At 65.0% G+C, this 14273-nt stretch carries 12 protein-coding genes; 5 read left to right on the top strand and 7 right to left on the bottom strand.

All coding sequences use genetic code 11. The features are described 5' to 3' along the window. Nucleotides 1-12: 12 nt before the first annotated feature. The 5 genes from WMC41_RS00825 to WMC41_RS00805 all read right to left on the bottom strand — a co-directional run bounded on the left by WMC41_RS00825 (nucleotide 13) and on the right by WMC41_RS00805 (nucleotide 5582). On the bottom strand, nucleotides 13-888 hold the full coding sequence (locus WMC41_RS00825; protein ID WP_432346711.1) for an SMP-30/gluconolactonase/LRE family protein: 876 nt from the start codon (nucleotides 886-888) through the stop codon (nucleotides 13-15). A gap of 163 nt (nucleotides 889-1051) precedes the next feature. After that, a complete protein-coding gene (locus WMC41_RS00820; protein ID WP_272804286.1) occupies nucleotides 1052-2557 on the bottom strand; it encodes a tripartite tricarboxylate transporter permease in 1506 nt (501 codons plus the stop codon). Nucleotides 2558-2560: 3 nt separating this feature from the next. After that, nucleotides 2561-3010: a tripartite tricarboxylate transporter TctB family protein gene (locus WMC41_RS00815; protein ID WP_244767355.1), complete on the bottom strand. Its 450-nt coding sequence runs from the start codon at nucleotides 3008-3010 to the stop codon at nucleotides 2561-2563. Nucleotides 3011-3055: 45 nt separating this feature from the next. Further along, a complete protein-coding gene (locus WMC41_RS00810) occupies nucleotides 3056-4474 on the bottom strand; it encodes an MmgE/PrpD family protein (RefSeq protein ID WP_432346709.1) in 1419 nt (472 codons plus the stop codon). 106 nt (nucleotides 4475-4580) lie between these two features. Next, entirely contained in the window at nucleotides 4581-5582 is a 1002-nt protein-coding gene (locus WMC41_RS00805) for a Bug family tripartite tricarboxylate transporter substrate binding protein (RefSeq protein WP_432346707.1), read from the bottom strand. A gap of 149 nt (nucleotides 5583-5731) precedes the next feature. Here WMC41_RS00805 and WMC41_RS00800 point away from each other — a divergent pair, with 149 nt between their 5' ends. Next, nucleotides 5732-6580 (top strand): IclR family transcriptional regulator, encoded by an 849-nt coding sequence (locus WMC41_RS00800; protein WP_244767352.1) that lies wholly within the window; start codon nucleotides 5732-5734, stop codon nucleotides 6578-6580. A gap of 113 nt (nucleotides 6581-6693) precedes the next feature. Here the strand turns inward: WMC41_RS00800 and WMC41_RS00795 are convergent, their stop codons facing one another. Beyond that, a complete protein-coding gene (locus WMC41_RS00795) occupies nucleotides 6694-8001 on the bottom strand; it encodes an NtaA/DmoA family FMN-dependent monooxygenase (RefSeq protein ID WP_432346704.1) in 1308 nt (435 codons plus the stop codon). A 107-nt stretch (nucleotides 8002-8108) separates the two neighbouring features. Between WMC41_RS00795 and WMC41_RS00790 the strand changes: the two genes are divergently transcribed. From WMC41_RS00790 to WMC41_RS00775, 4 genes are read left to right on the top strand one after another with little or no spacing between them, the layout of a single operon-like run. Then, nucleotides 8109-8903 carry an ABC transporter ATP-binding protein gene (locus tag WMC41_RS00790; RefSeq protein WP_432346702.1) on the top strand — a complete coding sequence of 265 codons (795 nt, stop codon included), beginning with the start codon at nucleotides 8109-8111 and terminating at the stop codon, nucleotides 8901-8903. Next, a complete protein-coding gene (locus tag WMC41_RS00785; RefSeq protein ID WP_432346700.1) occupies nucleotides 8900-9913 on the top strand; it encodes a FecCD family ABC transporter permease in 1014 nt (337 codons plus the stop codon). The genes WMC41_RS00790 and WMC41_RS00785 overlap by 4 nt, the downstream gene beginning before the upstream one ends. Then, on the top strand, nucleotides 9910-10974 hold the full coding sequence (locus WMC41_RS00780) for a FecCD family ABC transporter permease (RefSeq protein WP_432346698.1): 1065 nt from the start codon (nucleotides 9910-9912) through the stop codon (nucleotides 10972-10974). Before WMC41_RS00785 ends, WMC41_RS00780 begins: the two co-directional genes overlap by 4 nt. A 10-nt stretch (nucleotides 10975-10984) precedes the next feature. After that, on the top strand, nucleotides 10985-11938 hold the full coding sequence (locus WMC41_RS00775; RefSeq protein ID WP_432346696.1) for an ABC transporter substrate-binding protein: 954 nt from the start codon (nucleotides 10985-10987) through the stop codon (nucleotides 11936-11938). Nucleotides 11939-11998: 60 nt separating this feature from the next. Here WMC41_RS00775 and WMC41_RS00770 read toward each other — a convergent pair whose 3' ends face one another. Next, nucleotides 11999-14083 (bottom strand): TonB-dependent receptor, encoded by a 2085-nt coding sequence (locus WMC41_RS00770; protein ID WP_432346694.1) that lies wholly within the window; start codon nucleotides 14081-14083, stop codon nucleotides 11999-12001. Between the last annotated feature and the right edge of the window lie 190 nt (nucleotides 14084-14273).

Below are 14273 nucleotides of genomic sequence, written 5' to 3'. Positions count from 1 at the left end.
GCTTTTCTCCTGTCAACCCTGGAACCGCGGCTCGGGCAGGCCCTTGACGCCGACATCGAGACGGAAGAGCCCGCCGGCATCCGGCTCGGCCGCGCGCTGCTCTTCGCTGAGGCCCTGCCAGGCTGTGGTGACGTAAAGGACGTCGCGGCCGGGGCCGGCAAAGCCCGCGCAGGTGATGTTGGTGACGGGCATCTCGACGACGCGGTCGACCGTACCGTCCGGTGCGTAGCGAACGATGCGCTTGCCGGCGAACTCGCAGTTCCAGATGAAGCCCTCCGCGTCCACCGTCGAGCCGTCGGGGCGGCCGGGATTGGCCGTCAGGTCGGCGAAAACGCGGCGGTTCGAGATGACGCCGTCGTCAATGTCGAAATCGAAGGCCCACATCATGCGCTTCGGCGTATCGGCAAAATACATCGTCTTGTCGTCGGGGCTGAAGCAGACGCCGTTCGGGATGTTGATCCCGTCGAAGAATTTCTTGGCGGAGAAGTCCGTTCCGATGCGCCAGAAGTTGCCGTCGTCCTGGCGGACCTTGTCGTTCATGCTGCCGAGCCAGAAGCGGCCGCGGCGGTCGCACCGACCGTCGTTCAGGCGGTTGTCCGGCAGATCCTCCTCGGGATGAAAGATCTTTTCGCGCTCGCCGCCACCGGGGTCGAAGGCATAGAGGCCGTCGTCCTGCGCCAGGATCATGCCGCCGCTTTCCCGCAGCGCATAGCTGCCGAGCGCGCGGCCGCCGGTGAGGTAGACCTTGTGTTCGCCCGTCGCCGGGTCGAAGGACTGGACCCGCGGACGGCGGACGTCCATCCACCAGAGGAGATTGGTGCGGTCGCACCAGACCGGCACTTCGCCGACTTGGTCCCCGGATTTCACGACACATTCGATTTGCGTCATCGTTCTCTGCTGCTCCTTTGCATGTCGTTTCAAGGGGCGTCCGTTCGGACGCGGGAATCCGTGCGCCGGAAGGAAATCTCCGGTCGCCGTCCGCAGCGCGGACAAAGGCATTTTCGGGGGTGGCCGCGACGCGCCGGCGGGCGGCGCATCGCCATCCGGCGGCTCAGGCTTCTTCCGTGAAGACCTCCTCGCGCTTCTTTCGGAACTGGGGAAGGATGACGGTTGCCAACAGCAGCGCGGCGACCAGAAGCAGCACTGCGGAGACCGGCCGCGTCACGAAGGTCGTCGCATCGCCCTTGGCGAGAAGCAAGGCGCGCTTCAGGTTCGATTCCAGCATAGGCCCGAGAATGAAGCCGAGCAAAAGCGGCGCCGGCTCGCATTTCATGCGCATGAAAAGGTAGCCGACGAAACCGAAGACCGCCGCAGTCATGATCTCGAACGTCTGGTTCTGGATGCTGTAGAGTCCGATGACGCAGAAGACGAGGATGGCCGGATAGAGATAGCGGTAGGGTACCGAGATCAGCTTCACCCAGATGCCGACGAGCGGCAGGTTGAGCAGCACCAGCATGACATTGCCGACGAACATCGACGTGATGAGGCCCCAGAAGAGCACCGGCTGCTGGGTGATGACCTGCGGGCCGGGCGCGATGTTGTGGATCATCATGGCGCCCATCATCAGGGCCATGGTGCCGTTCGAGGGGATACCGAGCGTCAGCATGGGGATGAAGGAGGTCTGCGCCGCCGCATTGTTGGCGGCCTCCGGACCGGCGACGCCTTCGACCGCGCCATTGCCGAAACGCTCGGGGTGCCGGGAAACCTTCTTTTCCAGCGTATAGGCGGAGAAGGAGGCGAGCGCCGCGCCGCCACCCGGCAGAATGCCGAGGACGGAGCCGAGCAGCGTGCCGCGCGCCGCCGCCGGCGTCGCATCGCGAAAATCCTCCCGCGACGGCCACAGCCGCGTGATCCGGTGAAGGACCGGCGTGTTGCTGGTCTTCTCGCCGACATGGGCGATGATGTCGGCGAAGGCGAAGAGGCCCATGGCGACCGAAACGAACTCGATGCCGGTCGAAAGCTCCAGCGAGCCGAAGGTGAAGCGATAGGCGCCGCTGTTATTGTCGATGCCGACGCTGCCCAGAACGAGGCCGACGAGCACCATGCCAACCGCCTTCAGCAGCGAGCCGTGCGCCAGGATGACCGCCGCCACGAGACCGACGACCATCAGCGAGAAATATTCCGCGGGACCGAAGGACAGGGCGACATTCGCGAGGACAGGCGAAAAGCCCGCGACGAAGAAGGTCGAGACGGTGCCGGCGAAGACGGAGGCGAGCGCGGCGATGGCGAGCGCGGCGCCGGCGCGGCCGGCATTGGCCATCTTGTGCCCGTCGATGGCGGTGACGACCGAGGAGGCCTCGCCCGGCAGGTTGACGAGGATCGCCGTCGTCGAGCCGCCATATTGCGCGCCGTAGTAGATGCCGGCCAGCATAATGAGCGCGGACACGGGATCCAGCGCATAGGTGAGCGGCAGGAGCATGGAGATCGTCGCCAGCGGGCCGAGGCCCGGCAGGACGCCGATCGCCGTGCCGACGATAACGCCGACCAGGCAATAGAGAAGGTTCGCCGGCTGAAGGGATGTCGCAAAACCCGCCAGGAGATTGGTGAAAAGGTCCATCGTTCACATCCAGAAAGTAGGGATCCGCAGATCCAGCCCGACGATGAACAGCAGCCAGGCCATGACGGTCAGCGCGGCGGCGGAGACGAGCACGGCCGGAAGGCGGCTGTTGCGCGCCGCGAGCGCCGAGATCAGCACCAGCGCGGGAATGGCGACGAAAAGGCCGGCCGTCAGCAGCAGCGCTCCCGCCACGAGAATGGCCGCCGTGACCACGATGGCGGACCGCCATTCGAAGGGCGGCGCGGCCGGATGCCCGGCCCGCATCGCCTTGGCCGTCACGAGCAGCCCGACGACGACAAGAAGCACGCCCAGCGCCAGGGGAAACATGCCAGGCCCCATCTGGGCGCCGCGCCCGAGGGGATATCGCAGCGACTGCCAGGCGACGAACAACCCGAACAGCGCAAAGAATAATCCTGCCTGGCCATCGGCCGTGGCGTAAAATCTGGTCCTCATGGGTTCTCCTCCCGGACGCCGGCCTGGACCAGCGTCCTGATCGTCCTATTGCGCGGCGTCCGCGCGTCGTTTCGCCGAGGGCGCGAGCGGGCGCAGGAGCGCTGCCACGTCCGCGGCCTTTTCGAGGTCCTTCAACGCCTCGAAAGCTGCTTGCGCGACGCCGGCGTCCACGCCGCAGCTTTTGGCGCAATCGAGGAATTTGGTGTTGAGATCCGCCCAGCTCAACGGGCGCTTGGGATGGCCGGGCGCAGTGTCGACCCGGCGCATGACGGTACGACCGTCGGTGAGCCGAGCCTCGACGACGACAAAACCGCGCGTTCCGGCGCTCTTCCTGTTGTAGTCCGGGTCCTCCGCGCCGCACGCCTCGTCCTCGACGACCTCGATCCGGTCGTAGAGCGACCAGATCTCCGGCCGCAGCACGGCGGCGTCCTCGAAGGAGGCGATGGTCAGGTGACGGTCGAGCATGGCGACGGCGAGGCCATAGGGCATGCTGAACTTGCCTTCGAGACCGGTCCTCGGTCGGTTGAACCGCAAAGGCAGAAGTGCTCCGGGAACGACGCGGCAGGTCAGCTTTTCAAGCTGGCCGAGCAGCGGCCCGACCTCGCGCTCGATTTCCGCCACACCATCGATGGCGCGGTGCGTCGCATAGCAGGTCGGGAACTTCTTCAGCGCGATGCCGGGCGAGACGATCGTCCACGGGTTGCCGAGAAGCGGCAGGACCTTGCCGGCGTCGCTCTCCTCCGTGCCATAGGCCGAGAGATAACCGCCCTTGTCCTCCAGCGCCGAGAGCGAGGCGGTGAAGCCCGCGCGGACGAGGTCAACGGCGATGACCGCCGATTGCGCCGCCCAGCCGGAATGCAGCGGCTTGGTCATCGTGCCGAAATTGGCCTGGATGCCGGAGGCCGTCGAGGCGGCAAGACTCATCGCCATGCGCGTTTCGTCCACGGTGAGATCGAAGCGACGGGCGAGCGCCGCCACAGCGCAGAACAGCGCGATCGTACCGGTCGTGTGATAGCCGCGCTGATAGTGACGGATGCCGACGCCCTGCGAGAGCTTGGAGCCGACTTCGAGGCCGACGATATAGGCATCGACGAAGTCGCGGCCGGAGATCGGCGCATCGTAGCACTGGGCAATCAGCGCCGGCATGATGACGGCGGCGGGATGTCCCGGCATCATCGACAGGACATCGTCGAAATCGAGCGCCGCGCCGAACGTGCCGCCGACCAGCGCTGCTGCCGGTGCGCTGGCGGACGCATCCGTTCCGATCAGCGGCACGGCGCCCTGCCCCATGCGGGAAACATAGTCGAGCATGGGTCCGGCGACCTCGCTGCCGGCGCCCGACAGGATCACCGCGACCGTGTCGACGATGACGCGCTTGGCAAGTTCGACGGCATCCTCGCCGGCATCGGCGATATCCGCATTCTTCACAAACTCGGCAAGGCCGAGCGAAAGACTGGCACTCACGGGCATATCCTCTTGCTTGGAGCGTTTCCAACTCCTTGTCTCGGCACAATTGCGGACGCAAAGCCGCTCCGTACCCCTGCTGGAACCGCTCCAGTCCGCTCGTCGCCTATTGGGCGACGATGTTGGCATCCTTGATGACCTTGCCCCATTTCTCGGCGTCGGCATTGACGAGAGCCTTGAAGTCGGCCGGGGTGCTGCCGACGATCGTCGTCGCCGATTCAGCCCATTTGTCGATCAGCACCTTGTCCTTCAGCGCAACGTTGATCTCCGCGGACAGCTTGTCGACCACGTCGGAGGGCGTTCCCGCCGGCGTGAAAATCCCCCACCAGAGGCGCACGTCGATGCCGGGATAGGCTTCGGCAAGCGTCGGCACATCCGGCAGGATGGCAGCGCGGGTCGTGTCGGTCACGGCCAGAGCGTTGCTCTTGCCGTCCTTCACATAGGGCAACATGTTGACGACATTCGAGAAGCCGAGATCGACCTGGCCGGAAATCAGGTCGAGGCTCGCCTGGGCGATTCCGTCATAGGGCACGTGCACCAGCCTGATGCCCGCCGCAGCCTGGAAAAGCTCGGCCGCCAGATGCGCCGCGCTGCCCTGCCCGACCGAGGCATAGGTGATGGATTCCGGCTCGGCCTTCGCCTTCTCGACGAGCTGCGCAATCGTCGTGATGCCGGTCGAAGGATGGGCGGTTATGAGCATCGGGGTGAACCCGAGCTGGGTGACGGGCTCGAACGCCGTCAGCGTGTCGAAGGGCAGATCCGGCCGCAGGGCGCGGTTCATGGCGTGCGTGGCGACGCTGCCGACGAGGATCGTGTAGCCGTCCGCCTGCGCATTGGCGACGAACTGCGTCGCGACCACCCCATTGGCCCCGGGCTTGTTTTCGACCAGCACCGGCTGGCCCCAGGCCTTCGAAAGGTGTTCGCCGATGGCGCGGGCCAGGAGATCCGGCGGGCCGGCCGGCGGGAAGGGCACGACAATCGTCACCGGACGATCGGGAAAGCCTGCGGCCGCAGCCATAACGGGCGCAGCACCGGCAAGCGCGCCACTGGCCAATACGGCAAGGCCGAGGCGGGCAAAAGTGCGAATCAAGGTTCTGCGGGTGGTCATGTTTTCCTCCGTTCAGCGATCGGCTCCCATTTCCGATTTGGAGTTTGTGCCATTATTTGGGAAAAACATCAAGTTCTGAATGTTGCGATATTTTCTATTTTCTGTATGGTGCCTTCAAACAGCGGAAGGCATTGCAGACGATGGAAAAGGTGGCAGGGGAAAAAACCAGCATCGACCGGGCGTTTGAGATCCTCGATCTCCTGGACGAAAGCAGTCCGACGGTCTCGCCCGAGCAGATCGCAGAGACGCTCGACCTGTCGCGGTCCACGACCTATCGCTATCTGCGCGTGCTTTGTAATGCTGGCCTTCTCGTTCAGCTGAGCCGCGGCAACTATTCGCTCGGGCCGCGCATCGTCGAACTCGAACGCAAGATCCAGATCAGCGACCCGATGACCTCCGTCGGCAACCGGATCATGCCGGAACGCGCCCGCGCCGTGCCGGACAGCGTCATGATCCTATGCGGTTTGTGGGGCGACCGGGTGCTCTGCCTGCGCCAGGAAAACAGCGACCCGTCCGGCGAGGCGCCGCTCCGGCTCCTCAGAGCACGCGGCCTGCCTTTCTCCCTGTACAAGGGTGCCGCCTCGCTTGCGATCCTCGCCAATCTTCCATCGGCACGGATGAAGTCTCTCTTCCTGCGCAGCAGTTCGGACATCGCGGAAGCCGGCCTCGGCGACAATTGGACGGATTTCCGCCGGCGCATGACCGCCATCCGGAAGGCCGGCCATTGCATCACGGTCGGCACCTTCGAATCCGGCCTCGCCGCCATCGCGGCGCCGATCTTCAATGACGAAGGCGTCGTCATCGGCAGCCTGGCGCGCATCCTGAAGCGGTCCCATCCCGAATCCGACGACGACCTCGCCGCCGACGTCCGCGACGCCGCCCGGCAGTTTTCCGAGGAGCTTCAGGCGGGCATGGGCGCATCCTCCGCGCGCGACGCTGGAACCCTAGCCATCGAGGACGATGCCGCAATCCTCGGCAGTCTGGTGGAACACGTCTAGACTCTTGCTTTTGCCGCATTATCCGACGCCGAAGCGATTTCGCATCGGCTGGAAATGCTCCAGGCCCCGGATCGGATTGCGCCGCCCGGAGTCACAGGCGATGGAACTGGCAGCTACCTTTCCTTCAGGTGCCCAATGAACGTGCCGGCTTCGTAGCGCTGCCTGAACAGACCCTCTCCGGCCAGTGCCGGCACAAGCTTTTCCAGGACCATCCGCATCGACGTGACGGAACCGCCCGGCACGGCGATGAACCCGTCTATCGCCCCATCGGCCGTCCAGTCCCGGATTTCGGCGACCGCGTCCTCGACCGTGCCGACGATCTGCCAATGGGCGGACGCCATGACCTCCGGCAGGCGCAAAAGCTCGCCGACCGTAGGCTCGCCCTGAATGATCGCACGGCGCAAAAGCTCGCTGTGGGTGCGGCTGCGTGGCGCCTCCGGCGGGAGCGGCAGGTCCTTTGCGGCGATCCTCCTGTCGTCGGGCCAATCGGTGAGATCGAGGCCGGTCATCGCGCGGATGGAGGCAAGTGTTCGTGCGCGGTCGGCGCGGGCATGCGTCGCGGCGAACAGGTCGCGCGCCTCCGCGCGGCTATCGGCGAGATAAAGACTGAGGCCAGGCATGAGCAGGATATCGTCGGCCTTGCGGCCATGGCCCGCCGCCCTGCCGCGGAGGTCGCGGCGCAGGTCGATCGCCGCCTGCTTGTCCGGGGTCGAAGCGAAGACGGCGTCGGCGACCGACGCGGCGAAGTTCCGCCCTGCCGCCGATGCGCCGGCCTGGATGAGCGGGATGCGCGCCTTGCCGAAATCCGGCAATGTCAGGGGGCCCCTGACGCTCAGGTGCTTGCCGACATGCTCGATCGGCCTGACCCGCCCGGCATCGGCATAGACCCCGCTCGCGCGATCGGCCTTTATCGCGTCCGCCGGATAGCTCTGCCAGAGACGGCGCACGACCTCGGTGAATTCCGCCGCGCGCTCGTAGCGCTCCTCGGCGGAGGGCATTTCCGCAAGGCCGAAATTCTCGTTCCCATCGAGCGCCGTGACGATGTTCCAGCCCGCCCGGCCCTTGCTCAGCCAATGCAGCGACTGGATCTGCCGGGCCACGATATAGGGTGGAAGGAAGGTCGTGGAGACGGTCGAGAGCAGGCCGACATGCGTCGTCTCCCGCGCCAGCGCGGCAAGCAGGACCGTCGGGTCGAGGCTTGTGAAGCCCGGGCCGCTTTCCAGCATGTGCGGCGGCAGGAACAGCGTGTCGGGGCGGAACACGAAATCGAGATGCGCGGCCTCCGAACGCCGCGCGACATCGACATAATAATCGCTTGAGAGGATGCCTTCGACGCCACTGTCGGCACGGCGCCAGGCGTCCCCGCTGAGCCAGGTCGGGGCGAGCGACATGCCGATGTGAATTCTCCTGCAGGCATCCATGATCCACCACCCCGGGCCATCCCGCATTGCGGAAGCTATTCCAATTCTGTAATTGCTTCCTCTATTACTCCAGTTTAGCGTCGCGACAAGCGCTTCGGAACGGTTTCATGTCATCGCTCACATTGTCCAATCTCACGGCGTCCTATGGGCAAACGCCTGTCCTGATGCGGGTTTCCGCGGAATTCTCGCCCGGCCGGCTGACGGTGCTCGCGGGACCGAACGGTTGCGGCAAATCGACCCTTCTCAAGGCGGTCATGGGTTTCCTGCCGAAAATGCAGGGAGACATCATCCTGGACGGACAGCCCATCGGGCAAATCGGCCGGCGCAGGCTGGCAAGACGCATCGCCTATCTGCCGCAGGAGAGCTTCTGCCCGGACTACATGACGCTGGGAGAGCTCGTCGAGCTTGCCGGCTATTCCCGCTACGCGCTCGTCGGCGGCCCGTCCGATCGCGACCGGCAACTTTTCCGCGAGGCCCTGGAGACGGTCGGCCTGGCGGACAAGGCCCATCTTCAGGTGAACACGCTTTCGGGCGGGCAGCGCCAGCGCGCCTGGATCGCCATGGTGCTCGCGCAGGACACCGACATCATCCTGATGGACGAACCGGTCAATCATCTCGACGTGAAGTATCAGTACGCGGTTCTCGGCCTGGTGCGCGCACTGGTGCGGCAACACGGCAAGACGGTGATCATGGTGCTGCACGATCTCAACCTCGCCGCGACCTTCGCCGACGATATCGTTCTGATGAATGCCGGTCATATCCTGGCAACCGGACCGGTCAGCGCGACCATTACGAGCGAGAATATCGCCCGGGTTTTCGACCTCGACGCAGACATCTTCCCCCACGACGGCCGGCTTGTCTGCCTGCCCCGTCTTGCCCCTTCCGCATCGGCCTCGGCATGAGACGCCGCGCCCTTCTCCCGGCTGTGCTGTCGCTGCTGCTCCTGGCTGCGCTGGGATTGCACCTCTTCCTCGGCCGTGACGCGCCTCCCGTCACCGAGGCGCTGACGGCGCTGTCGCGCGGAGAGGCCGAGAGCTACGACCAGTCGGTCGTCCTCTTCCAGCGTCTGCCGCGCGCGCTGATCGCGATCTATACCGGCGCGATGACGGCGGCTGCCGGCTGCGTTCTCCAGGGGCTGGTGCGCAATCCGCTTGCCTCTCCATCAACCCTCGGCATCAATTCCGGTGCGACGCTCGCCGTCATCGCCGGGGTCTTCCTGCTCGATCTCGGTCTTGAGGCGCAGGGATTCGCCGCCCTCGTCGGTGCCGTCGGCGGTTTCCTTGCAAGCCTTGCCGTCACGCGGCTGGCGGGCAGGAACAACGACCCGCGTGGCCTGTCCCTCATCCTGTCGGGCGCGCTCGTGTCGATGCTCCTGGTCGGCACGACCAATGCGCTCATGCTGTCCGATCCCATGCGGCGCGCCGATTTCCTCAGCTGGGTCAGCGGCAACGTCAATCACGTCTACATCGACCGGCTATACGCCTTCTGGTGGATCGGCGTCCTTTGCCTGCTCATCCTCGGCGCGCTTTCCCGCGCCCTGACGCTCATCCTGCTCGGCTCGGAAAAGGCCGCATCCGCCGGGGTCAATGTCAGGCCCGTCTCGACGCTTGCCCTTGCCGCCGCCGTCGTCGGCGCGGGTTCGGCGGTCGCGATCTGCGGCCCTATCGGCTTCATCGGCCTCGTCGTGCCACATCTTGTCCGGCCGTTCGCCGGCGCGAATGTCGCCCTCGCCCTTCCCTGCTGCCTGCTGTCGGGGGCGGGCATCTGCCTTCTTGCCGATTTCGGCGCGCGAGAGGCTTTCCATCCCTATGTGCTGCACACGGGACTGGTCATGGACCTTCTTGGCGGGCTCGCCTTTGCGATGATCGTCAAGCGCTTCTATCTGTCACCTGCCGTGAGAGACCAGGCATGAGATCCGCGCGGGCCATCGACGGCAGGCGGGTGCTGCGCTTTTCCTGCGGGCTGGAAATCCGTGTCGGCAATCTCGCCGCCGCCGCGGCCCTGCTTGCCGGGGCGATCCTTCTGGCGCTCGTCTCGCTGGGCTCCGGCATAACGGAGACGGGCTTCCGCGAGTTTCTGCGATTCCTGGCGGGAGAGCCGGCTTCTGCCGATCAGGCCTATGCGCTCTGGACGGTCCGGCTGCCCCGCATCGTCATGGGTTTCATGGCGGGATGGGCCGTGGCGCTCGCCGGCGCCATGCTGCAGTCCATCACCCGCAATCCGCTTGCCGATCCGGGTCTCCTCGGCCTCAGCCAGGGCTCGATGACGACCATCATGCTGCTGCTGGTCTTCGTTCCGGCCGCACCGAAGGTTGCCGTCGCGCTGGCCGCCCTTGCAGGCGGGCTTGCCGTCGCGCTTTTGCTTCTTTGGCTGGTGGGTGGCGAACGGGCGAGCGGGCTCGCCATCCTGCTGATGGGCATTGCCGTCGAGACCTTTCTTTCCTCGGTCGGGTCCCTCCTCCTGCTCTATACCCCGCCGGAGACCTCGCTTGCCCTTGCCGACTGGATGGCGGGATCGCTTTTCCAGGCGAACTGGAACGCAATCGCGACCTTTGCCCCGCTGTTCTGCGCCAGCTTGCTCGGCCTCTTCCTGCTTGGGCGCGCCACAAGCGCCTACGACCTCGGAAACGAGTTCGCGATGGCCCTCGGCGAACCGGTGCGCCGGTCGCGTCCGCTTCTCCTGATCTTCGCGGTCCTTCTGTCTGCGTCAGCGGTGACGGCCGTCGGGCCGCTCACCTTCCTTGGCGTGCTCGCGCCGCAGCTCGCGGGTTTCCTGTCCCCTGCGACCGGGCGCGCCCGGCTCTTCCTCGCGGCGCTCACCGGGGGGATCCTGGTGGTTGCGGCCGACACGCTCGCTCGCTCGGTTGTTCGAGACCTGCCTCTTCCGATCGGCCTCGGCCTCACGCTGATCGGCGTTCCGCTTTTCATCCTCGCGCTGCGCCTTCAGGCGCTTCGCCGATTGCAGCTCCACTGAAAGGTTCGCCATGCGCTTTCCCACCCTCCTCGCCGCAATCCTCGCAGCAAGCTCGGCCCTGGCCGCGGACCGGACGGTCACGGACGACACGGGACGTTCGGTTGCGATTCCCGAGCAGCCTGCCCGCGTGGTCGTCATGCACGAGCCGCTGCTCGGCCTTCCGCTGATGGAACTCGGCGTCGACGTCGTCGGCAGCTACGGCCGCAAGGACGACGGCAGCTTCGTCACCCCGGTGGATTTCGTGGACACGGTCTTCGGACCTGGCCGCGTAAAGCCGCGCGGCATCGGGCCCGTCGGGCAGATCGACCTCGAAAAGCTCCGGGCACTCGCGCCCGACCTCATCGTCGGCATGGAACTCGATGTCGAGAAGGTCGAGCAGCTTTCCACCGTGGCTCCGGTCTATCTGCAGAATGTCAGCACCGGCAAGGCGCACGGTTTCAGCGTGGAGGAAGAACTCGCGAACGTCGTCGGACGAAAGGAAGCGTTCGCCGCGCGCCGATCCGCCTATGCCGCCCGGCTGGCGGCCGTTCGCAAGGCCCTGCCGGACGATGGAAAGAAGAAGACCTATCTAGCCGTGTTTCTGACCGACCAGCTCAATGCCCTCGGGGACATGTCCGGCGCGGTGCAGGCCCTCGAGGACCTCGGCTACACCCGCCTGTCGCTGGCTGCGGAAAAAGCGCCGGCCGGCCAGGGCGGCTCCATGCTGCTCGTGCCACTCGGCGCGGAGGCGTTCGGGCGCCTCAATCCCGATCTCCTGGTCCTGATGAATACCTATATGGGCGACGCGCGCGACGCACAGGGGACAAAGGCCGCGCTGGAGCGCATCGTTCCGGGGTGGGAACGGTTCCTGGCTCCGGCGAAGGAAGGACGTGTGCTCTATCTCGATTCCGCCAAGGTGGCGATGCCGACCATCGCGAGCGCCGAACACACGCTCGATGCAGTGGAAGCCTGGATCAAGCGGTAGACGGAAAGATCGACGGGAGAACGGGCGGGCCGGCTCCGGCTCGCCCGTTCCTGTTTCCAATCAGAACTTCACCCTGAGCCCGACGCCGTATTCACGCGGCTCCAGCATGGAGGCGACGATGCCGCCGGCCGTGCGATCGTCATACTTCCAGGTCGGCGCGCGCTCGTCGAATATGTTGTCGACATAGGCGTAGAGCTGCCAGTTCTCCTGCGGCTTGTAGGTCAGACGGGCGTTGGCGACCGTGTAGGAATCCACCCAGTAGGCGGGATAGTTCTCATCCGTTGAATAATAACCATCCGTATGCCGGACATCGGCGCTCAAGGTGACGTTTTCCGTGACGTCCCAGTCCACGCCGAGGCTCAACGTATAGCTCGGCGCCTTGCCGAACTCGTTGCCCTCGAAGGCCGCGCCAGCCGGATTCGTGAAGCGGCTGAGTTCCGTGTGCAGCAAACCGACCCCGGCGCGAATGCGCAGATTGTCGAGCGCCTCGTAGTCCGCGCTGACTTCCAGACCATAGGATTCCGCCTTGTCCGCATTGAGGACGATGCTGCCGAAGAGAACGCCGTTGAGATAGTCGGGCACGACGCGCTGCGAATTCTTGTGCCGCGTGTAGAAGGCGTTCGCATTCACCGTCAGACGGTCATCCAGCGTGCGGATGCGGGTGAACAGCTCGTAGTTCCAGAGCGTCTCGGGCTTGAAGGAATAATACTGCCCCGTCACGAAGCTGAGCCCCGCGCCACCGGGATTGTAGCCCCGGTTGACAAGGGCGCCGACCGTGACATCCGGCGTGATGTCGTAGGCGAGCGAGATCTTCGGCAGCAGGGCATCGAAACTTTCGTCGAAATCGAGGGCCTGGGTGCTGAAGCTGGAGGTGCCGAATCGCTGGACCCGGTCGTACTGGTAGCGCAGGCCGCCGGTCAGGGACCACTGTTCCGCAAAGCGCCATGTCGCCTCGGAGAAGAGGCCGAGGCTGTCCTTGGTATCGTCGAAATGGGACACGCCGCGCGTATAAAGCAGGTCTTCCGACGTGACGTGATTGTAGTAGATGCCGGCGACGCCACTGATGACGTCGTCTTCGCTGCCGAAGTTGATGCGCGTTTCGTTCGAGACGTCCTTGTAGTCCATCGTCGCCCCGCCGTTGGCGAAGGGCTCGGCGACGCGCTTGGTATGGCCGTCCGAATACTGGAACTGATTGCTCAGCTTGATGCCGGTCCCGAAATCATAGCTGAGGTCATGGATGCCGGTCCATGTGCGCGCCTCATAGGTCGGCATCGACAGGGTCGCACTGTTCAGGTCGTCATAGGGAAAGGACGCGGCCTCCGATGTCGGCCGGTTCGACCGCATGTGCGCTATCGTCAGCTTGGATTCGAGCCCCGGGATTTCCGCAGGCTGCCAGAGCAGCTTGAAGCGCCCGCTGAAGGCCTCGAAATCCGTATCGGTGTCGCCCTTGTTGTAGAGGGCATTGATATAGTCGATGAAGGTATCCCGGCCGCTGTAATCCAGCGAAAGTCGAGCCGCCAGCTCGTCCTCGATGATCGGACCCGACACGGCCACGGACGCCCGCTTGTTGTTGCCGCTGCCGTATTCAAGCTGCGCGGCGGCTTCGGGTGTGAAGGTCGGATCCTTTGTATTCACGATGATCGCGCCGGCGATGCTGTTTGCACCCTGCGTCGTCGTCTGCGGGCCGCGGAAGACCTCGATATTCTCGACATCCCAGACGCTCGTCGTTCCAAACACGGTTTCCCAGAAACCGAGATTGTGACCATCGAGATTGATCCTCGCACGCGGCACCGTACCACCGAAGAACGCACCCGAGCCGAAGTTGGACCCCTGTCCGTCCATCCCGCGGATGACCGGCGCACTGACCGTGTCATGATAAAGGACGTTCGGCGTGTCGCGCAGGAAATCGTCCACATGCGCGGCCTGGACTTTTTCTTCTATGTCTTCCGCCGTGATCACCACGACGGAGCTTGCCGTGCGCTGAATGCTGCGCGCGACCTTTTCACCCGTCACGACGATCGCCTGCAGTTCCGTCGCGCCGGAACTTTCCGCGGCATCCTGCGCCAGGGCCTGCGTTTCCACCAACGCGCAGAGCGCAGCCGCGCTCACGCCGTTCATCAGCCTGCAATATGTGCTCAGTTTCATCCCCGAACCCCAAACTTGACTCCATAAGTCAAGTTCCACATTACAGAATGAATTCCACAATTCAACAGCCGGGCACAGACAATATCCACGCCGCGCAAAACCGGCCCACCCTGTTGCCCGCGCGCAACGGCATGCCGCGGCTTCGCTGTCGTGGTTGATGAAACGGGGATCGGCCTCTATCGTGCGGCCG

This window comes from Shinella yambaruensis, assembly GCF_050859155.1.
Taxonomy (GTDB): domain Bacteria; phylum Pseudomonadota; class Alphaproteobacteria; order Rhizobiales; family Rhizobiaceae; genus Shinella; species Shinella yambaruensis.
This window is presented reverse-complemented; position numbering and strand designations above follow the sequence as displayed.